At 71.1% G+C, this 21356-nt stretch carries 24 protein-coding genes, 1 tRNA gene and 3 pseudogenes; 26 read left to right on the top strand and 2 right to left on the bottom strand.

Translation table 11 applies throughout. From position 1 onward, the window contains the following. Positions 1-462 (top strand): annotated as a pseudogene (locus SXIN_RS30730) (PfkB family carbohydrate kinase); the annotation flags it as partial. A 147-nt stretch (positions 463-609) separates the two neighbouring features. On the opposite strand, the gene SXIN_RS30725 reads toward SXIN_RS30730, so the two are convergent. Together SXIN_RS30725 and cdgB are read right to left on the bottom strand one after the other, a co-directional pair. Next, a complete protein-coding gene (locus SXIN_RS30725; protein ID WP_095757188.1) occupies positions 610-1629 on the bottom strand; it encodes a carbohydrate-binding protein in 1020 nt (339 codons plus the stop codon). A gap of 353 nt (positions 1630-1982) precedes the next feature. Next, positions 1983-3653, bottom strand: a complete 1671-nt coding sequence (cdgB, locus tag SXIN_RS30720) for a diguanylate cyclase CdgB (RefSeq protein ID WP_019711261.1) — start codon at positions 3651-3653, stop codon at positions 1983-1985. A gap of 295 nt (positions 3654-3948) precedes the next feature. Between cdgB and SXIN_RS30715 the strand changes: the two are divergent. The 25 genes and pseudogenes from SXIN_RS30715 to SXIN_RS30590 form a co-directional block, all read left to right on the top strand. Further along, a pseudogene (locus tag SXIN_RS30715) lies at positions 3949-4467 on the top strand (flavin reductase family protein); the annotation flags it as partial. Then, positions 4452-5405, top strand: a pseudogene (gene mnmA, locus SXIN_RS30710) (tRNA 2-thiouridine(34) synthase MnmA); the annotation flags it as partial. The pseudogenes SXIN_RS30715 and mnmA, both read left to right, overlap by 16 nt. Positions 5406-5420: 15 nt before the next feature. Then, positions 5421-5657, top strand: a complete 237-nt coding sequence (locus SXIN_RS30705) for a DUF6247 family protein (RefSeq protein ID WP_019709915.1) — start codon at positions 5421-5423, stop codon at positions 5655-5657. A gap of 176 nt (positions 5658-5833) precedes the next feature. After that, positions 5834-6415, top strand: coding sequence for an AAA family ATPase (locus tag SXIN_RS30700; RefSeq protein ID WP_238153905.1), 582 nt, complete (start codon positions 5834-5836; stop codon positions 6413-6415). Positions 6416-6695: 280 nt separating this feature from the next. Next, on the top strand, positions 6696-7151 hold the full coding sequence (locus SXIN_RS30690; protein ID WP_157916369.1) for a hypothetical protein: 456 nt from the start codon (positions 6696-6698) through the stop codon (positions 7149-7151). A 225-nt stretch (positions 7152-7376) separates the two neighbouring features. Then, positions 7377-7853, top strand: coding sequence for a hypothetical protein (locus SXIN_RS30685; protein ID WP_019712085.1), 477 nt, complete (start codon positions 7377-7379; stop codon positions 7851-7853). Between the two features lie 135 nt (positions 7854-7988). After that, entirely contained in the window at positions 7989-8384 is a 396-nt protein-coding gene (locus tag SXIN_RS30680) for a hypothetical protein (RefSeq protein ID WP_157916368.1), read from the top strand. Positions 8385-8502: 118 nt separating this feature from the next. Further along, positions 8503-8796: a hypothetical protein gene (locus tag SXIN_RS30675; RefSeq protein WP_019712083.1), complete on the top strand. Its 294-nt coding sequence runs from the start codon at positions 8503-8505 to the stop codon at positions 8794-8796. A gap of 71 nt (positions 8797-8867) precedes the next feature. Further along, the gene (locus SXIN_RS30670) at positions 8868-9197 is read left to right on the top strand and encodes a hypothetical protein (RefSeq protein WP_019712082.1); all 330 of its coding nucleotides are present in this window, start codon (positions 8868-8870) and stop codon (positions 9195-9197) included. A gap of 292 nt (positions 9198-9489) precedes the next feature. Then, on the top strand, positions 9490-9930 hold the full coding sequence (locus SXIN_RS30665) for a hypothetical protein (protein WP_019712081.1): 441 nt from the start codon (positions 9490-9492) through the stop codon (positions 9928-9930). A 27-nt stretch (positions 9931-9957) separates the two neighbouring features. Continuing rightward, a complete protein-coding gene (locus tag SXIN_RS30660; RefSeq protein WP_019712080.1) occupies positions 9958-10344 on the top strand; it encodes a hypothetical protein in 387 nt (128 codons plus the stop codon). 72 nt (positions 10345-10416) lie between these two features. Continuing rightward, positions 10417-10962 carry a hypothetical protein gene (locus SXIN_RS30655; RefSeq protein WP_019712079.1) on the top strand — a complete coding sequence of 182 codons (546 nt, stop codon included), beginning with the start codon at positions 10417-10419 and terminating at the stop codon, positions 10960-10962. Positions 10963-11083: 121 nt separating this feature from the next. Next, the gene (locus SXIN_RS30650; protein WP_019712078.1) at positions 11084-12631 is read left to right on the top strand and encodes a ParB/RepB/Spo0J family partition protein; all 1548 of its coding nucleotides are present in this window, start codon (positions 11084-11086) and stop codon (positions 12629-12631) included. A 234-nt stretch (positions 12632-12865) separates the two neighbouring features. Next, positions 12866-13240 carry a hypothetical protein gene (locus SXIN_RS30645; RefSeq protein ID WP_019712077.1) on the top strand — a complete coding sequence of 125 codons (375 nt, stop codon included), beginning with the start codon at positions 12866-12868 and terminating at the stop codon, positions 13238-13240. Between the two features lie 163 nt (positions 13241-13403). Continuing rightward, on the top strand, positions 13404-13688 hold the full coding sequence (locus SXIN_RS30640; protein WP_019712076.1) for a DUF3263 domain-containing protein: 285 nt from the start codon (positions 13404-13406) through the stop codon (positions 13686-13688). A 205-nt stretch (positions 13689-13893) separates the two neighbouring features. After that, positions 13894-13967 (top strand) — tRNA-Ile (locus tag SXIN_RS30635). A gap of 88 nt (positions 13968-14055) precedes the next feature. After that, the gene (locus SXIN_RS30630; RefSeq protein WP_019712075.1) at positions 14056-14589 is read left to right on the top strand and encodes a single-stranded DNA-binding protein; all 534 of its coding nucleotides are present in this window, start codon (positions 14056-14058) and stop codon (positions 14587-14589) included. A gap of 102 nt (positions 14590-14691) precedes the next feature. Further along, positions 14692-15909 carry a hypothetical protein gene (locus SXIN_RS30625; RefSeq protein ID WP_050931286.1) on the top strand — a complete coding sequence of 406 codons (1218 nt, stop codon included), beginning with the start codon at positions 14692-14694 and terminating at the stop codon, positions 15907-15909. 79 nt (positions 15910-15988) lie between these two features. After that, positions 15989-16195, top strand: a complete 207-nt coding sequence (locus SXIN_RS30620; protein WP_019712073.1) for a hypothetical protein — start codon at positions 15989-15991, stop codon at positions 16193-16195. Between the two features lie 35 nt (positions 16196-16230). Continuing rightward, a complete protein-coding gene (locus SXIN_RS30615) occupies positions 16231-17004 on the top strand; it encodes a DUF6884 domain-containing protein (RefSeq protein ID WP_019712072.1) in 774 nt (257 codons plus the stop codon). Then, complete coding sequence (locus tag SXIN_RS30610; RefSeq protein ID WP_019712071.1) at positions 17001-18050, top strand: hypothetical protein; 1050 nt, start codon at positions 17001-17003, stop codon at positions 18048-18050. The genes SXIN_RS30615 and SXIN_RS30610 overlap by 4 nt, the downstream gene beginning before the upstream one ends. Positions 18051-18055: 5 nt before the next feature. Continuing rightward, complete coding sequence (locus tag SXIN_RS30605; protein WP_019712070.1) at positions 18056-18394, top strand: hypothetical protein; 339 nt, start codon at positions 18056-18058, stop codon at positions 18392-18394. A gap of 325 nt (positions 18395-18719) precedes the next feature. Next, positions 18720-19379, top strand: a complete 660-nt coding sequence (locus tag SXIN_RS30600; protein WP_019712069.1) for a hypothetical protein — start codon at positions 18720-18722, stop codon at positions 19377-19379. A gap of 428 nt (positions 19380-19807) precedes the next feature. After that, a complete protein-coding gene (locus SXIN_RS30595) occupies positions 19808-20401 on the top strand; it encodes a hypothetical protein (protein WP_157916367.1) in 594 nt (197 codons plus the stop codon). 11 nt (positions 20402-20412) lie between these two features. Beyond that, positions 20413-21330, top strand: a complete 918-nt coding sequence (locus SXIN_RS30590; protein ID WP_238153904.1) for an ATP/GTP-binding protein — start codon at positions 20413-20415, stop codon at positions 21328-21330. Positions 21331-21356: the final 26 nt, after the last annotated feature.

Below are 21356 nucleotides of genomic sequence, written 5' to 3'. Positions count from 1 at the left end.
CTGGTGCGGGCCGCGCAGGCCGCGGGCGTCCCGGTCCTGCTCGACACCCACGGCGAACCACTGCGCCGGGGCATCGCCGCCCGCCCCGACCTCGTCGCGACGACCGCCGGGGAGCTGACCGCGCTCACCGGCTTCGCCGAACCCGTGCGCGCCGCGCACGAGGCCCGGCGACGGGGCGCCCGCGCCGTGGCCGCCTCGCTGGGCGGGGACGGCGTGCTCGTCGCCACGGCGGACGGCAGCCTGCGCGCGGTCCCGCCCCGGCCGCCCGGCGGCGACCCCACCCGGGCCTGCGAGGCGGCCGTGGCCGGGCTGCTCTCCGCCCTCGCCGAGGGGCTGCCCTGGCCGGAGCGGCTGAGCCGCGCGGTCGCCCTCTCGGCGGCGGCCGCCACCGCCCCGGGGCCCGGCGAGTTCGACCACGCCGCGTACACGCGCCTGCTGCCGGACATCGAGACCACCGAACACCCCTGTGACGCCCGGAAAGCACACCGGCCGCCCCGGGGAACGGATCCCGGGGCGGCCGGTGCGAGGAGAAGTCCCGCGGACGGCAAGCCCCGGGGCGGGCCCGCGCTCAGCGGTCGGGGCGGGCGGAGCACGCGGGGCGGGCGCGCCTCAGTCCTTGATGTGGCCCTCCTTGAGCTGCACCCAGTCGAGGTTGAACTCGCAGCCCTGGCCCTCGCCGCAGGTGAGGTCGAGGGTGTTGGTGCCCTTGGTGAGGTTCACCCAGGAGTAGGTGGTGGTCCAGCCCTTGTCCCACTCGCCTTCCTTGGCGTTCGCCCAGTTCTTCAGCTCCTGCTCACGGTCCTTGCCGTTGACGAGGAGCGTGGCCTTGGTGTCCTTGCCGGGCACGCCGTAGCCGATGAAGAGGGTGTACTTGCCCGCCTTGGGCACGTCGATCCGCCAGGTGGCCGTCGCGCCGGGCTGGTTCATGCCCGCGATGTAGGCCCCGCTCTTGGACCGGGCGCCCTCCACGTCGTTGGCGACGGTCGCACCGCCGGCGGTCTTCATCCCGACCGCGTCGAACTTCTCGGAGGAGAAGGGCTTGGTCTTCTTCCCCTCCTCGTCCTTGCCCTCGTCCGCCGGCTGGTCCTGCCCGCCGTCGGCGGGGAGCGACTCCGAGCTGCCGGCCTCCTGCTTGCCCTCGTCACCGTCATCGTTGGTCAGCATGGCGATGACGATGCCGATGACCACCACGGCGACCACGGCGATCGCCCCGATCAGCAGCCCCTGGCTGTTGGGCCCGCGGCCGCCGCCACCGCGGACACCGCGGCTTCCGTGGCCGGCGGGCGCGGCGCGGCGCGGCGGGGCGCCGCCGGGCAGGGTCTCGGGGGCGGCGTAGGAGGTGTGGGGGCTCTGCCCGTAGGCGGCGGTCGGCTGGTCCGCCGGTGCGGCGCCGGGTCCGTAGCCGGGCCGCTGAGCGGCCTGCTGGCCGCCGTACTGGCGTTCCCCGACCCGGTGCACCTGGTTGTACGAGGTGCGGGGGACCCCGGGCTGCGCCGCGGGCCGGCCGTACTGAGCGGTTCCGCCGTCCGCCGCGCCGTTCGCGCCCCCGTCGCCGCCCTCCGAGCGGTAGAGGTAGGCGAACGGGTCGTCGTTCTCGGGCGTGCCCGCGCCGTTGTTGCCGGCCGTCATCCCCTGTCACTCCCCAACTGGTTTCCGGACCACCGGCGCCGCGTCCACAGCGCCTGGACAGCTCCTATCAGCGGCGGGGCGGCCCGGATAAGGCCTGTGCTGTCCGGATGGTCAATGTTCACGATCGCGTTACCTCGGCCCGCGGCCGATCGATCGAGCCTACCCGCTCACCGCGGCCGCTGTTCCCGGTCCGTCGCCGCTCGCCGGGGCGCCGCGGAGGCGGTCCCGCAAAAGCCCCGCTCGCGGGCGTGCGGCACTGTCCGGATGTGTCCAGTACCACCCGTACCGGCCCGTTCCGTACCGGCCGCGGACGGGCCCGGACCGGCCACGCGCCCCCGGAACCGGCCCCGGGGTCACCCCGCGCGGCGGTGGGCGCGCCCCGCCCGGGAGCGCTTCTCCACGTACATCCGCTGGTCGGCCGATTGCAGGACCTCCTCGGCGGACATCCCGCAGCCGGCCCAGCCGATGCCGAAGCTCGCCCCCACCCGTACCGCGCGCCCGTCCACCCGGATCGGCGGGATGATCGCGTTGCGCAGGCGGACGGCCAAGTCCTGGGCGTCCGCGCGGCCGAGGCCGTCGGCGAGGACGACGAACTCGTCGCCGCCGAGGCGGGCGACCGTGTCGCCGTCCCGCACGCCGTTGGTCAGCCGCCGGGCGACCTCGATGAGGACCGCGTCACCGGTGTGGTGCCCGAACCGGTCGTTGATCGATTTGAAGCCGTCGAGGTCGCAGAAGAGCACCGCGAGCCCCTTGGTGCCGTCGTCCGGCTGCTCCTCGGCCGGGGCGACGGTGTGGACGTGGCCGTCGAAGGCGCTGCCCGGCGGGCCGAAGGGGGCGTCGAAGCCGTCGGTCCGGAAGCCGTTCTCGTCGGTCTCGACGCCCGCGGCCGGCCCGTAGGCGCTGCCGGCCGCCCCGTCCAGCGCGTAGGTCTCGCCGTCCCGGGAGGGCGGGCGGTCGCAGAGCCGGGCGGAGAGCCGGGTGCGCAGCTCGGCGCTGTTGGGGAGGCCGGTGAGGGCGTCGTGGCTGGCGCGGTGGGCGAGCTGCAGTTCGTGCCGCTTGCGCTCCTCGATGTCCTCGACGTGGGTGAGCAGGAAGCGCGGCCCGTCGGCCGCGTCGGCGACGACGGAGTTGCGCAGCGAGACCCAGACATAGCTGCCGTCGCGCCGGGCCAGCCGCAGCTCGGCCCGGCCGCCCTCGGCGGAGGTGCGGAGCAGCAGCCCGATGTCGTCGGGGTGGACGAGGTCGGAGAAGGAATAGCGGCGCATCGCGGAGGCGGGGCGGCCCAGCAGCCGGCAGAGGGCGTCGTTGGCGCGGAGCAGACGGCCGTGCTGGTCGCCGCCCATCTCGGCGATGGCCATGCCGCTGGGCGCGTACTCGAACGCCTGGCGGAAGCTCTCCTCGCTGGCGCGCAGGGCCTGCTGCTCGCGTTCCAGCCGGACGAGGGCGCGCTGCATGTTGGCGCGCAGCCGGGCGTTGCTGATGGCGATGGCGGCCTGGAAGGCGTACATCTGCAGGGCCTCGCGGCCCCAGGGGCCGGGCCGGCGGCCGTTGCGGGGCCGGTCGACGGCGATGACGCCGAGCAGGTCGTCGCTGGAGGAGTACATCGGGGCGAGCAGCCGGTCGCCGGGGTGCCACTCGTCGGCGAAGCGCGGCTGGGGGCCGCCGCTGTGCCACTGCGGTACGTCGTCGTCGTCGAGGATCCAGCCCTCGGTGTGCGGTATGAAGCGCAGCTCGCCCCAGCGGGTGCCCATGGAGAGGCGGCGCTCCCAGGCGGTGCGCGAGCCGACGCGGCCGGCGAGCAGCGCCTCGGCGCCGGCGCTGCCCGACACGGCGGCGACGACGAGGTCACCGTCGGGCTGGACGAGGTTGACGGCGGCGAGCTCGTAGCCGAGGCCGGTGATGACTCCGTCGGCGACGGCCTGCAGGGTGTCGGCCAGGCTGCGGGCGGTGTTCAGGTCCGCGACGACACGGTGGAGCTGCCGCAGGGTCGCAAGACGGACGTACGGTTCCGACTCGGCCTCCATCGATTGCACTCCCCGAGACCTCGACAGCAACTCCAGGATCTTGTCGTCTGATTCCACGGCCACTGAATCACAGCGAGCTGCCCACCCGGTACACAGGGTCAACAATTCCCGGCTGCTGTGACTCATGTCACATGATCTTTCGGTGTATTGACGCTTGCGCCGGTGACGGGCCGTCTGCCCTGCCGATTCCTTCCTGAACGCAAATCGCCCGGGCGGGCATCCGCCGGGCGACCTAGGTCCCGGACGGTCCCCGCGCCCGATGTGAGCGCCTCGGGCGTCCGGATAGCGTGCGCACGTGCAGCAGACTCCTTCATCCCCCGCAGCGATCATCCCTCATTCTGAAGGGGTGAGTGACGACGAGTTCCGTGCGGCCATGGCCCGCCTGACGGCCGGCGTGGTGCTGGTGACGGCCCGCGACCCGGAGGAGGGCCCGCATGGGGAGGACGTGGGCATGACAGCGACGGCCTTTATGTCGGTGTCACTTGACCCACCGCTCGCGATGGTGAGCGTTCGCAACGACTCCCGGATGGAGGAGCTGCTGGAACGGCAGCCCCTCTGGGCCGCCTCCGTGCTCGCCGAGAGCCAGCGGCAGACAGCCGGGCGATTCGCGATGAAAGGCCGCATCAGCGACAAACTCCTCTTCCGGGATGCTCCGCACACCCGCGGCGAGGCATCCGGGGCGCTGCTCGTCGACGGCGCCCTGGCCGCCGTGGAGTGCCGTACGGAGCAGCGCGTCCGGGCCGGGGACCACACCCTGGTGATCGGCCGGGTGATCGGCACCCGGCTGGGGCCCGACGGCGCCGGGCCGCTGACGTCATCGGCATCCCGTTCTACGTCTGGGACCTGGCCGAGCGCTTCCGCGAGGACGTGGTCGACGACTTCGTCGCCGAGTACGCCGCCGGGCGCACGCCCAACCCCTGCCTGCGCTGCAACGAGAAGATCAAGTTCGCGGCGCTGCTGGACAAGGCCCTCGCCCTGGGCTTCGACGCCGTCTGCACCGGCCACTACGCCACCGTCGTCACCCGCGAGGACGGCGGCCGGGAGCTGCACCGCGCCTCCGACGAGGCCAAGGACCAGAGCTATGTGCTCGGCGTCCTCGACGAGCGCCAGCTCGCCCACGCCATGTTCCCGCTGGGCGACACCCTCACCACCAAGGACGAGATCCGGGCCGAGGCCGAGCGCCGCGGTCTGGCCGTCGCGAAGAAGCCCGACAGCCACGACATCTGCTTCATCGCCGACGGCGACACCCAGGGCTTCCTGGCCAGGCACCTGGGCACCGCCGAGGGCGACATCGTCGACGAGGACGGCAACCGGCTCGGCGGTCACCAGGGCGCCTACGGCTACACCATCGGCCAGCGCAAGGGCCTGCGCCTGGGCGTCCCGGCCCCGGACGGAAAGCCGCGCTACGTCCTGGACATCTCGCCGGTCAACAACACGGTGACGGTCGGCCCGCAGGAGGCGCTCGACGTCACCGCGCTGACGGCGATCCGGCCCCGCTGGTGCGGCGAGCCCCCGGCGGGCCCGGGCACGTACACGGCCCAGCTCCGCGCCCACGGCGAGGAGACGCCGGTGACGGCGGAGCCGGCCGAGGACGCCGAGGGGGCCCCGGAACTCCGGGTGACCTTCACCGAGCCGGTCCGCGGCGTGGCCCCGGGCCAGGCGATCGTCCTCTACGACGGCACCCGGGTCGTCGGCTCGGCGACCATCGCCACGACGGAACGCCGCCGCGAGCCGGCGGCCGCGCGAGGCTGAGGGGGAGTCCTGCCGGTGACGCCCTCGGCCCTTCCGTGGACCCGTCATCTGTCGGCCGACGAGGTACGGCAGTTCGTGCAGGAGCTGACCCGGGCTGCGGACGACGCGGCATATCCGGATGTCCACGCCAACCTCCACCGGGTCGTCGCTGAGTGGCGGGCGACCGCGCGCATCCTCGCCGACCCCGAGCTGACGGCTCAGCTCACTCGCCCGCTGCCCGACGAGGACCACGGAGAGGCGACCGCTCCGTAACGCCGAAGCGAGGCCGCGAGCTCGCCGCGCTGCCGGTCGGCACCGAATGAACCGCGAGCCCCGATGAGTATTCTGGCGTGCGAGGACGGGGCGTCATAGGCTGTTCTGTGCGGGTAACCCGCAGAGGAGATCCCAAGACGGGCATTGGGAATCACCGCCCTGTGAGGAGGTCGGCCGTGCTGCTCAGCTTCAGGGTGGCCAATCACCGCTCGATCCGGACCGAGCAAGAGCTGTCGCTGGTGGCCACGGAGTTCAACGAGGGCACGGAGCGCGACACCGGTGCCCGGGTGGATGGCAAGCCGGTCTCAGTGCTGCCCGTGGTCGGCATTTTCGGGGCGAATGCCTCGGGTAAGTCGAACACCCTCAGCGCCCTGCGCTTCATGCGCAGCGCGGTACGGGAATCCTTCGCCGACTGGGGCAAACACCCGGAGCGGGTCCCGCGTGAACCTTTCGCGCTCGACCCGGAGGCGCGCGAGGAGACGAGTCTCTTCGAGGTCGAGCTGCTGCTGGGCCCGCGCGGCAGGCGGGTGCGTTACACCTACGGCTTTGAGCTGTCGGACGAACGGGTCGAGGCGGAGTGGCTGCACGCCTACCCCTCCGGCCGCCGCCAGGTGTGGTTCGACCGCGAGGCCGGACGACCGGAGGAAGAGGGCGGCGAGTTCAGATTCCCCGGTACGGGCCTCAAGGGCCGCAAGGAAGAACTGGCCGAGTCATCAAGGGTGGACAGACCACCGCCGGAGGCGTCATGCAGGCGGTGACGTCCGTCGCGCAGACGATCCCCGACGCCGACGCGGCGCACGATCTGGAGACCCAGGCACTGCCCGCGCTCCGGGCTGCCGCCACGCACGCTTCCTAGGCCGGTGACCGGGTGCCGCATCCCTGTCCAGGGGTGCGGCATTCCCGGCCCAGCGCTCTTTTGGGGCACGCCGTGGCCGCCCACGGCGTGCCCGCCGTCAGCCGGTCGGTCTGAGTCGGCCGACGCCGGTCAATGCCAGCTATCCGCTCCCCTCAACGACGGGGGAGGCCATGGAGGATGCCATGCCGGAACTCGATTTCGCCTTCGCCGATCCCGCAGGGCACCGAGCAGTCAAAGCCTTCACCCGGCTGGTCCGCACCGCGGGCCGGGGTTCTCATCAGATCTCCGTTGTCGCGGTGGAGGGCGAAGGCAGCGCGTACCACGCCAGTTGCACGGTCTCGGTGGACCACGAGGACAGGGTGCGCTACTGCCCGGAGAGGGCTGTTGATGTCGTTGTGGTGTTCCGCGCCGCATTCGGCGTAGCACCTGTGATCGGCGCCGGTGTGCTCGTCCGGACCCTTACGGAGGAGGGATCAAGGGTCCAGGGTTGGCGCCTTCAGGGACAGTGGCTTACGCCGCTCTCCGAAGGAGAGATCTTCGACGCCGCTTGCACTGGTCCGGATGGTGACGTGCAACCACCGGAGTACGGCGTCACCTACGCCGCTGGCACGCCCCTCGGGCCGCCGCCGCTGGTCTGAGGTAACCGGCCGCCGCCCCGGCGCCCCGGGGCGGCGGCCGAGGGCCGTCCCTGCCTAGGGCCACGCGGTACACCCGGGCAGCACGGCCGCCGCGCTGCGGCCGTCGTGCTGCCCCGCCGATCCCAGCTGTGCCCAGCCCCGTCCGGACGGCCGGCCCGACCGGACAGGGCCATTGCCGCTGCACTGCCTGACGACGCCCCCCGCCGCGCCACAGAGGAGGAAGCCATGCCGGAATACCACCCCGATGACGCCACCCTGAGGGCCGCAGAACGGCGAGCGCTGGAAGCCCTCACCAAGCTGATCCGTGCCGCAGGTCCGGGTTCTCATCTGATCTGTGCCGTAGCGCACGAGGTCGGGGACACTGCGCTCCGCTCCGTCTGCCCGTTCTCCATCAGCCGCGATGACGAAACCGGACTGACCGCCCTGGAGTGGTGTTCGGAAGGGCTCCGGGACGTTCACGCGGTGCTCTGCGCCGCGTTCGGCGCCACGCCGGTGACCACCGCCTGTGTGCTCATGCGGACGATCACAAACACAGGTACGACGGTCCGGGGCTGGCTGCTGCGGCAGAACTGGCTCGTCCCGATCTCCGAAGCAGAGGTCTTCAAGGCCGCCTGCACCGGTCTGGGCGGCGAACTGGTGCCGCCCGAGTACGGCGTCACTTACGCCGCCGGTGTCCCACTCGGGCCGCCGCCGCTGACCTGAGGCCCCGTCCCGCCTCTCCGGTACCGCTGGGCGGCGGGACGGCTTCAGGTGCGCCGCCCGGCCCGCGCCCACCGTGTCCGGGGCCCGCTGCTGTTCAGCGGCGGCCGCCGGCGCCAAGCCAGCCTAGGAGTCGCTATGCACGCCCACCGTGCTCGTTTTCCCGAGGATTCAGAACCACAGGGCCGTCTGCCCTCGGAGTCCGCCATTCCCGACGACCTGGCCGTCGCTCTGTCAGCTGCGGTGCCGCTGCACATCGAGGAGCTGCGCGACCTGGACCCGGAGATACTCGCCTCCGTGGCGCACACAGCCGCTCCGGTCGTGGGTTCGCACGGCGACGATCTGCTGTTCGGTGGCAAGCACTGCGCAGCGGCATTCAACGCGCTGGCCCGCGGTTTGGCGGCCGCGGCGCTGACTGCCTGGGGCGGCGTCAGTTTTGCCGGCATGCACTGGTGCGCCGAACAGGGGTGCAGCAACCCCGCCGCCCCGCATGCCGCCCTCGGGCCCGAGCGCCGGGGGGACCGCCGCCCGTGAAGTCGGTGCCGATCACCGGCGGTTTCCTGTGGATGGCCTGGGGTCTGGGTGCGCGAACGGCTCACGCTGGCTCCCGCGTTGGGCTTTTCCTGATGCTGACGAGAGATGGGAGGGGGAAGTGCCGGAGACGGATAGCGCCTATACCCACGAGCTGATGCTTGGAGACCGGTTTCGTTTCCCGGGTGACACGCTCGGTACCGTCTACGGTCCTGTTCGCACAGCCAGGAGCAGTTACAACCTTCACTGGACCTGGGTCTACTTCAGCGGGGGCCGGTCGTTGGACCGCCACGCGTTTACGCGTGTTGAGATCACGGCGCGAGCCGACAAGTGCAGCTGTGGCAGGTTCTTCGAGTGGTGTGAGAATGAGTGCCCGTGGCCCGGTGATCTCGAAGAGCTGTTCATGGAGTTCTGAGCAAATCTGCTGGTGGGAGGGGGTTCACAGCCAAACATCTTCCACTATTATGGATGTCGAAGGAGGTTCCCATGCTGCGCATTCTCCGGCGCCGCCCGCGCCCCGCACGTGTGATCTACATTCACTGGCTGCCCGCACCGCCCGAACTACCCCCGGTGGCCCGCCATTTCCTGCCCGAAGCCACCGGCGAGGAGGCGGAGAGCTTCAACCGGTCCCGGCTGGCAACCGCCGTAGCGCTCCGCCTCTTCCGGGACGGCCACCGCGAGGACGTCGCCGACGCCGTCATCAACCAGGCCGCCACTGGACTCGGCCGGAAGCAGCCGTCCGGCAGGACCCGGGCCGCCGTCCGCGCCGCTCTGGCAGTCCTCCGCACGGACCCGCACGTCATCCGTGGCCGGTAGGCCCGGGTGCGCCGGGCTCCCGGTCCGGCGCACCCCCTCCCGAGGAGAGGTCATGAGACACCGCCGTCCCCGCAGCCATGCGTACAACGACCTGCCCGATTCCGCTGCCGGATGCCCGCCTCTCGTTGACCGCCGGTGCCTGTACTGCGGCTGCCCCGGGAAGGTCCCGGTGGACACCATCCCCCGTCTACGCGGCCCCGACCGCCTCGTCTACTGCTGCCGCCGTTGCACATCCCGGCACCCACGCCGCGCCCCCCGATGACCGCCTCTTCGAACCGCCGAGGGAACTGCCATGGACAACACCGGCCCCCGCCGCCCGCCGGGCGGCGCCCAGCACATCGCCCCTGAGGAAGCTGCGGCCCCGGTCCCGCGCATCCCGCCTCCAGACACGGCCGGATACGCGCTCGGCATGGCGCTCGCACTGCGGGGATGGCGCTACCGGGTCGTCAATCCCCCCGGCGAGGAGTACATCCAGCTCCGCCTGCCCCGCGGCATGAGGCTCCACATCAGCGGGACCTCACGGGACGGCCGTACCGCACAGCTGTGCCACCCGACGCACGAACACGCCAGTTGGCAGGCGTGGTTAACGGCGCGCCGCACCAGGTCCGCACCGCAGTCCGTTTACGACTCCAGCGACCAGTCCCCCGCTCCGTTCGGCGGGGACACCGCTTCCCTGATCACCGCCGTGGCCGCGTTGGCGGTCGATCTCTCCCGTACCCGCAAGGGGCGGTGACCGGACCCGAGGGAGGAAGGAGCGGTCATGTCCGCCGCCGATGAGCCTGTCATCGGATCCGTGGTGACCTATCACGGCAGTCTCACCGACCACTGGGGGCCGGGGTACCTGCTGCTGCCCGACCTCGCGCACGAAGGGCGGTACGTACTGGCCGACCCGGGCACCGGCCGGGAGTTGGCTGCCGTGCGACCGGGCAGTTTCACCGCCTCCGCCGAGCGGTGGTGGCCTGCCGACGCGGTCCTTTTCAACGTGGCCGGCTACTGGTACCCGGCGTCCCACAGTGAGCCGGGAGGTTCGGACCGCGCCCGCATCGTGCGCTACTTCACCCAGCCCGGGGCCATGGGAGGCGTGTGGTGCTCCTTCCCCGAAAAGACCCCGGAGATCCGCGCTCTCGACGCCCGTCGACTGCCCTGACACAAACGACCGGCCCCGCCCCGGAGACCCCGAGCAACCCGTCCGCCGCCAGTCCAAGACAGGAGAACTCCAATGCACGAAAGGCTGATCGAGACCGCCAGCGATCTGCCGGCTTCCACCGTCGCCCAGTTGATGGGCCCTGGATACCACGCGGAGGGCGGAGGTGACCACGTTCTGATCCGTGACGATCACGGGCGTGCCATCACGCTGTCCGTTGCGGCTGACTGGACCCTTGAGCTGCGTATGACCAAGGGCAGCGAAGTCGGTCCCTGGATGCACATGCCGCTCCAGAGCGACGCGGCCGCCATCGCCGACTTCATCCACCACGAGTTGCTGCCGAAGTTCGAGGAGCAGCAGGAGGCGCGGAATTGCGTGGCGCGTCAGGCGGAGCAGCGAGAGGCTATCGCCCGCCGTCTGGCTGCCGTCTTCCCGGGCACCGGACACAGTGGCCACGAGGATCTGAAACGCCGCCGCGGCTGGGACGGAGGCACAGTGGCCTGCGCTCTGGCCGAGGTTTCCAGCAAGGGGGATTACGTGGACCTGACCTTGAAGAGGGTCAGTCCAGTGGAGGCGGAAGCCTTGTTCGGTTTCCTGGCCGAACTACCCGGCTGGCACTAACGGCTCTCGGGGAGGGGATTTCCGCAGGTCGGCGGGGGCTTCCCCTCCCCCATAATTCCACTATTATCAACGTTGTCGGGGTGACGCCCGGCAACGCCGAACAGCCAGCCAGGAGGCATACGTGTCCGCGAAGGCGCAGACCCGCCCAGCAGCCAAGAAAGCCGGACCCCAGGCCGCCCCGGAGCCGCCCGCCGTGACTGCGGCCCCCGCAGCCGAACCGGAGCCGCAGATCGTCCAGCTCGACCCTGCCCTGCTCGACCGGGACGAGAGCAACGCCCGTGAGACGGACACCGAGCCCGACCCGGAACTTCTGGCCTCGGTCAGGGAACTCGGGGTCCAGGATGCCGTGCACGTCCGCCCCAAGCCCGGTGGCCGGTACGGCGTCTTCAAGGGCTGGCGGCGCTCCCAGGCCCAGCGGGCCGCCAACGCCAGCGCCGAGAAGGACGGCCGCCCTCAGCGGACCATCCCCGCGATCATCCGCGAGGACCTGGTCGGCAGGAACGGTCTGACGCGGCTGCTCTCGCAGATCGAGAACTCCCACCGCCAGGGCATGACCGCCCGCGACACCGCGCGCAACTACGAGGTGCTGCTCCTGGAGCTGGATCCCGGGGAGCAGGCCAAGGCCACCCGGGCGCTGAACCTACCTCGCGGCGCGCTGACCCGCGCGCGCCAGGCGTCCCAGCTCGATGACCACGCGCTGCGCCGGGCCACGGCCCAGGGGATGGACCTGGAACAGATGGCCGACCTCCACGAGGTCGAGGACGTACCCCGCGCTCAGGACCGGCTGGAGAAGGCCAAGGCGCAGGACGAGGCCGAGGGCAAGGGCGGCCGGGGCCACTGGAATCAGACGATGGCGCTGCTCCGGCAGGAGCTGGCCGACCACCAGGCGCGGCAGAAGGCTGAGCAGGCCCTGGCCGACGCGAAAATCCCGCTGCTCCCGCCGAAGCCCACCTACGACTGGGGCCCGAAGGACACGTCCCGGCCGCTGTCGGAGCTGACCACCCGGCTCGGGCACCCGCTGACTGAGGCCAACCACAGCGGATGCCCCGGCCACAGTGCCCGGCTGGACGACGAGCACCGGGCGGTGTGGCACTGCACGGACCCGGAGCAGCACGGGCACAAGGTCCGGCCGGAGGCGCGGGCGCCGAAGAACCCCAAGAGCGAGCGGGAGAAGGCGGAGGCCGCGCGGGTCCGCGAGGGCAACAAGATGTGGCGCGCGGCGCGGGAGGTCCGCAAGGACTTCATCACGGCCATGGCCCGGGGCAAGGCAGTGCCGGACGCCACGAGGCGTATGGCCTTGCACGTCGTGATGACCGGGCCGTACTTCTACCGGGCCTGGTCCTGGAAGGACGAGAAGGGCGATGTGGCCCGGTTCCTCGGGACGAAGAAGGAGGCCCTGCCCGAGGCGGTCGAGCGGACGGGCAAGCCCAGGGAGGGCAACGCCCTGTTCGCCCTGGTCGCCGCCGCGTACGAGTGGGACCTGCGCGAGCCCAAGGCGTGGGTGCGCCTGAACCCTTCACAGGCCCGGTGGCTGCTGTGGCTGGAGGAGCAGGGATACACCCTCTCCGAGGTCGAGCAGCAGGCCGTGGCACCGCACCGGCCGCCGGACCCCGAACCGCCGGTGGCCGCTGGCGGGGCCGGGGAAGAAGGGAGGAAGGCGGCGGCCTGATCTCCTCCGGCAGGCTCCCCGACCCTCCCATCCTGAGCCCTGGGCCGGCATCTGCGCCGCTCGGCTGCCCGCGTGGAACCGACCTCCACGCGGGCAGCTCCGCCTCTCCCTCCCATTGCGTTCGTTTCCGCAGGTCAAGAGGGGATTGCCTCTCCGCCATGTTCCACTATTATTGACTTATCGGCCGCAGCCATCCGCGGCACCCCCTCCCTGACCACTCCAGGAGGATTCACCATGCCCGGCAAGCTCGACGACGCGCTCAACTTCATCCTCAACCAGGCCAGCCAGGAGGAAGTGCACAAGATCTTCAGCGCGGGCAAGCAGCGGCTCAGCACCCTGAGGACCCTGCGAGCCGCCGCCGTCACCACAGGCGCCCACGTCCGGATCACGGAAATCAAGCCCAAGCGCTATGAAGGACTGGAAGGCCAGGTCACGGAAACCGAGCGCGCACGCACGCGCACCTACGCCACCGTCCTCCTGACCGAGAAGTCCACCACGAAGCTGCGCGAGCGCGGCGGGGTCATCGCCCCGGACGTCACGCGTCACGAGGTGACGGGCATCCCCGCAGCCTGCTGCGAGGTTCGTGGCGCCTCTGACAACAGGTCCTGACATACCCCTCCCTCCAGGGCTGCCCCTGCGGCGCAGCGCCGTACGGACAGCCCCTGGGGGAGAGGCCGCTGCTGTCGCACTCGCCGGCCAAGCCGCAGTCACTCCACCTTCACGCCGCCCGACGCCGCAGCGGAGGGGGTACGCCCACCGAGGAGACCCCGTCATGCCGCACCCCTCCGACCCGCCCGAGAAGAAGCAGCCCGCGCCGGAACTGGGGCCGCGAGAGCGGGAGATCCTGCGCCTGGCGCGGACTCCTTTTGCTTCCCCCGGACCACGGGACCGGGCCATCCGGGAGCAGCTGGGGATGTCGCCCACCGCCTATTTCCAGATCCTCAACGCTCTCCTGGACGACGAGCGCGCCTTGGCCCACGATCCGGTGACGGTCAATCGGCTGCGTCGTATCCGTGAGCGGCGTCGAGCTCTACGCGAAGGCCAGGATCCACCGTGAGCACAGGTGGGAGGGGGGATTGACCATCCCGCACCTTCCACTATTATGTTACTTGACATCGCAGGCCAGAACGGCTCTGCCGTCTGACCGCGACGGGGCACCCTGCATCTCCCCGACCAGCAGCCGGAATCCTCCCCCTCCCTCGGGATCCCGGCTGCCTCCCGGGCCGCGCCCTCTCTCCCTCCAAGAAGGCGCGGCCCACCCCGGTGCTGTAGCTCAGCTGGGAGAGCGCGGATCTTATAAGTCCTGAGGTCGCGGGTTCGAACCCCGCCAGCACCACGCTTCTCTCTGCCCGCGTTCGCGGCTGCGCGGATGCACCGACGTCTTCGCGCTCAACCTGCTCTCCGCTCGAAGGAAGAGGTCCGTCATGCCCGGCGAGCCCATCGTCGCGTTCAGCGGGACCGTCACCGGCGACCCCGAATGCCGCTACCACCAAGACATCCCGGTCGCCCGCTTCCGTGTGGTCAGTACCCCACGAGTGTGGGACGCCCGGACCCGCGCCTGGCGGGATGGCCCCCCACAACGGCATATCTGCACCGTATGGCGCAAGGCAGCCGAGCACGTGATGGAATCCCTGGTCGACGGCGTTGGCATCGTCGTCCTCGGCCGGATCACCCGGACCGACGGCGAGGCCGTGCACATCAGTGTCGACGACGTCGGTGTGAGCCTGCGCAACCGGATCGCCTACACCGAGTCCGCCTTGCCCAGCCCTCTAGCCGCCGCCCCGCAGACCGCGCTGCGCCCGGAGCCGGCCCAGCCTCAGAACGCAGAGAACCCCGGTCTCCCGCCGTCCGGCGGCACCCCTGACTGGTGGCACCAGGCGCGGCGCAGCGGCTGGCCGGGGTTCGCCCAAACCGCCGCCCGCGCCACTACCGACCCCGCAGTCTTCCACCTCAGCTGAGTTGGGAGCGCCGTCCCTTCACGCCCAGGTCCGGCCGTACCGCCTCGCCCCGAAGCGCCCGGCCCGACTCGACATGCAGGACAGAAGAAGGAGGTGGTCACCGTGCCCGCCGAGCAGCAGTCGCTGCCGTCGCTCCTGCCCCGTCTGGGCAGCGCGGAGCTGTTCATCAACTGGGGGCTGGGGCTGGACTCCTCCAGTTACCTCGCCAAGATGCTGGAGAACCCGGCCGCCCACGGGGTGGATCTGCAACGCACTGTCGTGCTGCACATGGCCACGGGGGACGAGTGGCCGGACACGGTGGCGGATGCTGAGCAGTTCATCCTGCCCCTGCTGCGCGAGCACGGCGTTCGCCTGGTGCAACTCGCCCGGGCTGGCCAGGCCAAGGCCGCGGGCATCGAAATCCTCGACGACTCCAGCAGTCCTCACCATCTGGTGCCTCGGGGCAGCTGGACGCTGTGGGATGAGCTGGAGACGTGCGGCACGGTGCCACAGCAGGCCGGGACACGGCTGTGCAGCCTGCACGCCAAGGCTGAGGTGGGTGACCGGTTCACCGCTGCAGCCAGCGGCGGCCGCCCTTTCCGGCAAGTGATCGGTTTCAACGCCGACGAGACCGGCCGGGCCGAAGCGGACCGGAGGCTGAACAAGAACCCCCTGCGCACCGGAGTCTTCCCGCTCATCGAATGGGGGTGGGGACGGCAGGCGTGCGAGGACTACCTGTATGACCGGTTCGGCGTGCGGTGGAAGAAGAGCTACTGCTCCTTCTGCTGCTTCCCGGTTTCCCTCGGTGCGCTGCCCGCCCACCTGCAGCGGATGCGGGCGTTCCCTGACATCGCGGGCCGGGTGCTGCGCCTGGAGTACACCGCCATGCGGCTCAACACCAACGGCCGGCTCTTCGGCCGGCGGAGTCTCCTGGAGATGTTCGAGCCTGCCGACCAGGAGGTCCTGACCGCCTTCGCCCGCGAACTGGACTGCCTCTGGGCGTCGTACCGGGTACGGCGGATCCTGCCAGCGTCCAGGAGCAACCCCCAAGCGCGCGCCCCCGCCCTGCGAGCCGTCGAGCGGTCGCGCACCGGTACGCGCCGCGAGCTGGGCCGGGAGCTCCGCAGGCGCGCTGCACGCCTGGGACTTCCCGTGGAGGAGGACCCGGCGGGCGGGTCGGTGCGGGTCTGGCTCCGACGGCGCGGGAACGGTTTCCCGGCCGTCGAGGAGTTCTGGGTTACCGCCCCCGCTCACGTGCACAGCAAGCAACAGGATCGGTTCGAGGCCGAATGGGCCGCCCACACCGACGGCCAGCAGCTGGTTTTCCCCCTCACCGCCTGAGTCCTCAGCTCCCCATCCCGTACCGGGCTGCCGTTGGGCGGCCGGGCTTCCCCCTGTGTTGCGAAGGAGATGAACCATCGTGCCCCCCGCTGCGCCCCTCCAGCGTCTGCGGCCCGTCCCTCATGCCGCCGTGCTGGCGGCCGCCGCCGACCCCGACCACCGCGTGCCGCCGGGCACCAACCCGCGCACCCTTGTCGTCCTGGAACGGGAGAAGCTCGCCACGAGCCGGCCGTTGCTGGGCCGCCGGTACGCCGTGGCCGAACTGGTCCACCCCGCGGTTTCCTGACCCCGCGGGGTCGGGCCTACGCCGAAGCACATGGTGTGCTCTGCCCGCCCCACCGGGCCGTCCTGGTTGCCTGCGGTGCGGCGAAGCTCCCTGCCGAGCGGCTGGGCGCCGACGGCGGGGCTCCGGCCGGTCAGATGTACACCGGTGCCTATCACCGGTCCTGCCGCGCGGCCGCCGCGGCGCTGGCCGGGGAACACTCCCGAACCTGGATCCTCTCGGCCCGCCACGGGCTCCTCAGCCTGGACCGGCGAATCCGCAGCTACAACCAGCGCCTGGGCCAGAAGGGCTCCGTCACCGCCAGCCGGCTACGGGAGCAGGTCCAGCGCGAGGGCCTGGACGAAGCCGAGGTCCTGGTGCTCGGCGGCGGCGACTACAGCCGTCTGGTCACCACCGTCCTGCCCGACGCACTGCCGGTGCTGCAGGGCCGGGGCGGCATGCTCAGCCAGCGCCGGTACTGCGCGGAGCTGGTCGGCGACCGGAGCCTGCGGCACGCGGTGTGGGCGGAAGCCGCCCGGCGGACCCTCCGCGGTGTGTCCCAGGTCCCCTGTCCACGCTGCCGTCTCCGGCACGGGCGAGTCGACGCCGCTGATCTGCTGCCCGGTGACGCCATCACCCTGGACGGCCACACCTTGCTGGTGGTCAGTTCCTCCCCCGCCGGATACGGCCAAGTGGTGCACGCCGCCGCCGGATCCCCGGCCCTGAAGCGGCTGCGGTTCGGCGCGCGGCAGGGTGTCGACGTGCGGCGCCCGGCCCACCCCCGCGCTGTCATCGGCCCTCTGTTCTGCTCTGAGCAAGGGAGCACGCGATGACCACGCCTGGCCAGACGGTCACTCGTGCGCCGCTTCCTGACCTGACCGACTACGACCTTCTGGCGCCCCAGCTCTCCGGCGGCAACGACAGCGCGTTGATGATGTCGCTGTTCATGGATGCCGCGCGGGCCGCCGGCGTCGTCGACCGGGTCCGGAGCTATCACGCCTGCCTCGGAGTGCTGGACTGGCCGAGCGTCGTCTACGACGGGGTCCGCTGGCCGGGCGCGGCGGAGTACGCCGCGTGCCAGGCGGCCGCCTTCGGCCTGCCTGCGGACCAGCACATCGAGGTCACCCGGACCATGCCGGTGGCCGGTGGCGGACGGGTGCCGCACACGCTCCTCACCGAGATCGCCGCCTACGGCCGGTATCCCCGGCTCGGGGCGAAGTTCTGCACCAAGAGCGCGAAGGAATCCGTGGTGTCCGCCGCCTGGACACCGGTGGTCAGGGCTTGGAAGAAGGAGCTGGGGCGGCCGGTCCGCATCCTGAAGGTCATGGGGATGCGCTGGGACGAGAGCCCGGCCCGGAGCCTGCTGCGGCCTTACCGGAACGTGGTGAGCAATTCAGCCCGGATCGTGGACGAGTGGCTGCCCGCTCTGGCGTGGAGTACCCCGGCCGCCCGGGAGTGGGCCGGCAGTTCCCCCATCGCGCCGCACTGGACGTACGACTCCGTTCCGGGGGCCCGCGACTGGGGAGGAACCTCCCGGTGTTCCTGCTCGCTGTGCGTCTTCGGCTCCCGGAGGGACGTACTCCTGGCCATCGGCCGCCGACCTCGTCTCGCCGCTTTGTACGATGAGGTGGAGGCTGTCCGCGGTGACATTTTCCAGCCCGGAATCCGCATCCACGAGCTGATCCACCTAGCGCGCTCGCCCGGGGCCCCCGCCCCCGGGGTGATCTGCGCGGACGACACCCCGGCCTTCGACTTTCTGCAGGAGCAGGTGCGCGCGGCCCTGCAAAAGCCGCCGCGCAAGCAGGTCTTGCTCGCCCGCCGTGAGGCCACTGCCTCCGACTGCGCCGCCTGCTCCCTCGACAGATTCAGAGGAAGTTGACTCCGATGAGCTACACCACCGAGCACCTCCTGGACCTCCTCGCCCTGGCCGAAGCCACCGATGACGCCGTCGAACTGCGGGAGATCCTGCACCAAGGGCACGAGCACTACTCCCAAGGCCTGGAAGAGACCCGGGCCGCCGTCCACACACGCTATGCGGAGCTGACGGATGCCCAACTCGCCGAGGAACTGCGCCGCCTCGGCCTGCCCCCGGCGGGCGCCGACCGGCCGATGCTGCTCGCGCCCCTGGTACTGCGGGAGTGGGAGAACACCCCCGCAGCCCTCGCCTACGGCGCTCTCGCGGCCCGTGCCGCCCGGCGCGGGGTGTGTCTGATCCCGGAGTGACCATCGGTCGGCCCGCCCCGGCCCGGCGCCGCCGGTACGACCGCCGGATCACTTCCAGCAAGAGTTGAGGCCCCAGCCGGTAAGGCTTGGGGCCTCAACAAGCACTGCCAAGGGCTGTGTGCGGAGCAGTGACAGGACCCCAAGGCCTACGCACAAACCGTAACGGAAGGGCGGTTGTGCTGCCGGTGTCCGGCCGAGGGCCGGCCGGGGAATCCCCAGCGGCAGGCTGGAAACGCGTCATGCGGTAGACACCCACCCCAATCATCCACCATTATGTGCGGGCGGGGTGCCGAGGGGCACCCGCGGTGGATGATTGAGGGACGCCATGCCGTCGGAGCCCAGGGACCCGGTCCCCGCAGAGGTCATGCGGGTCATCGAGAAGCTCACCACTGATCCCGCCTGGCCCGACGCCCTGCGGTCACGGCTCGACGACGGCACACCGGAGGCGCTGGTCCACAGCAACGTCTCGCGGCAGAAGGACGTCGTCGCCGACCTCGTCGCCGGCCCTCCCGGCGAACTGCTGAACGCGAGCAAGGCGGCGCGGTGCCTGGGATACAAAAACGCCAACCAGGTGACCACCTACCTGCGCGACCACCCGGGTTACTTTCCTGAGCCTGACAGCGTCGAGGTCCTCGGAACTCCGGAGAACCCGCGGAGGCGGCTGGGCTGGCTCCGGGTCACGCTGCTGACCTGGGTGCTCACCCGCCCGGGCAAAGGCCGGCGCAAGGGCAGCGGTCGGGGGACATCCGCGCTCCCCCAGGTGCCGAGCGAAGGCGACCCCGGGGAGCTGCTGGGCGCCTCCCAGGCCGCTGCGCTCCTCGGGTTCACGAGCGTCAACTCCTTCTCCAGCTCGCTGGCACAGGGCCGGCTGCCCTTGCTGTGCGAGCCGGACGCGACCGAGCCCAATCCCCGCGGCGGCCCGCCGCGGCGAAAGTGGACACGGCGACGTCTCCTCGAGCAGGCGGCGGCCCGAAGACGTTCCTGAGCAGCGCGCCGGCCCGGCGCCGAGGGTCGGTTACCGTGAGCTGCGGCGCCTGGCCAGGGATCGTTGGTTCCCAGGCGGGCCAGGTGGCCGCCCGATGGCCGGTATGGAGGGGTTGTCACCCCCTCCTCCCCGGCGGCGCACGCCGCCGGGGGCCGGCCATCGTGCATGCGTTCGTCCGGGGCAGCCCCGTGGCGGTGTGGCACAGCCATTGCAACAGTTCTTCAACAACTCCTGTGCGTAGGCGGGGTGTTGTCTCGTGATGCGCCCGGGGCTGGTGTAGGAAACCAAGTGGCATATGCGTAACGTAGTGACTACACAAACGCACCATGGGTCTTGACCGGATCCAGTAGGTGCTCGCGAGCCGGACCCACGGCCTCTGCGCGACGGCCCGCTGTCCGGCACCGCCCGCAACCCGGTAGGGGGACTCCGTGGCAAGGACAGCACCAGCAGCACGAAGGAACCACCACCAGGCACGCCGGACCGCAACGGCCGCGGCCCTCATGGCCGCGGTCTTCCTGGCCAGCGCATGCGGGGAGAAGGACACGCCGGACGACAACGGCAACACGTCCTCACCAACCAAGAGCTCGCCCTCGCCCGACGCCGCCGTCGTCGAGGCAGAGGCCGCAGTGTTCGACGCCTACCAGGGCATGGTCAACGCCAAGGTGGAGGCGACGAGCAAAGGAACGCTGAAGGGCAGCGACATCGGCACCTACGCCTCTGAGAAGGCCCTCGCGGGCGTCAAGGAAGAGGTGTTCGTCAATCTGCAGAACGACATCGTCACCACGGGGAAGCCCAAGGTCGAGGCGGAGCGGACCACCGTCGACCTGAAGCAGAAGCCGCACCGGGCAAAGCTGGTCGTCTGCTTCGACAACGCGTCGCTGACACCGGTCAACAAGTCCACGGGCAAGAGCGTGGAAGCACCGGACCAGCCCAAGCGGTACATCGTCAACGCCTCACTGCGGACCATCGGAGAACGCTGGGTGGTCACCGAGGCACTGGCGGACCGGGACCGGCCGTGCTGAGGCGCGCGGCCGTGGCCTTGCCGCTGGCCGGCGCGGTCACCGTGAGTGTGCTGTCCGGGTCCGCGCAGGCCGACGGGGGCAGGGTGTACTGCCCGCCGGACGGCTCCCCGTGCCGGATCATCGCAGAGGACACGGTGACCACGCCGGGGCAGAAGGGCGGTGACCGCGGCGGGAGCCGGCAGAGCGGCCACAGCGGCGGCAAACCGACCTGCCGTGACGACTCCACCGGGGGCGCGGGCCAGGAGGTGCCCTGCCACCTGGACGGGTTTGGCTCCTGGGACAGCAAGACCTCCTGCTACTACCAACTGGCCAACCCTCAGCCTCCCGCCGGCGACCCGGCGTGGGAAGGGCGCTCCCCCGGGGACGGCGCGATCTATGACGCGTACTGCCCAAACCACGATGCCGGCTTCCTCACCCAGTGGTTCGCCACCCCGCCAGGGGGCGCGGCCCAGCCCGTTGACCCCGAGGTGCTGGCCCTGGAAGCGGTGAAGAAGATGACACTGCTCGGGCCGGACATCGCCAGCCCGAAGGCGTCGGGGAAGTTCGCCGTCGGCATGCCGGTCTGGATGCACATCAACCGGTCACCGAACACCTTCGGGCCGGTGACGGCCAGCGCCAGCGCCGGAGCGGTGACGGTGACCGCCACGGCGAAGGTCTCTACGATCCGGTGGTCCATGGGGGACGGCACCACGGTGACCTGCACCAAGCCGGGCACCCCCTACAAGCCCGCGTACGGCAAGCGCGAGTCCCCCGACTGCGGTCACCTCTACACCACCACCTCCGCTTCCCGGCCGGGAGACAAGTTCACCGTGACCGCCACTTCCACATGGGGGATCGACTGGCAAGGAGGCGGGCAGAGCGGGCAGTTGACCGAGACCCGGGAGTCGCAGGTGGAGATCGCCGTCGGCGAAGTGCAGGTGCTCGGCTGACGCCGGCGGCTGGGGGCACAGGAAAG

Origin of the sequence: Streptomyces xinghaiensis S187, from assembly GCF_000220705.2 — a bacterium.
In the GTDB taxonomy this organism is placed as follows: Bacteria; Actinomycetota; Actinomycetes; order Streptomycetales; family Streptomycetaceae; genus Streptomyces; species Streptomyces xinghaiensis.
The sequence above is the reverse complement of the archived record's forward strand: the minus strand, read 5'-3'. Positions and strand labels throughout refer to the sequence as shown.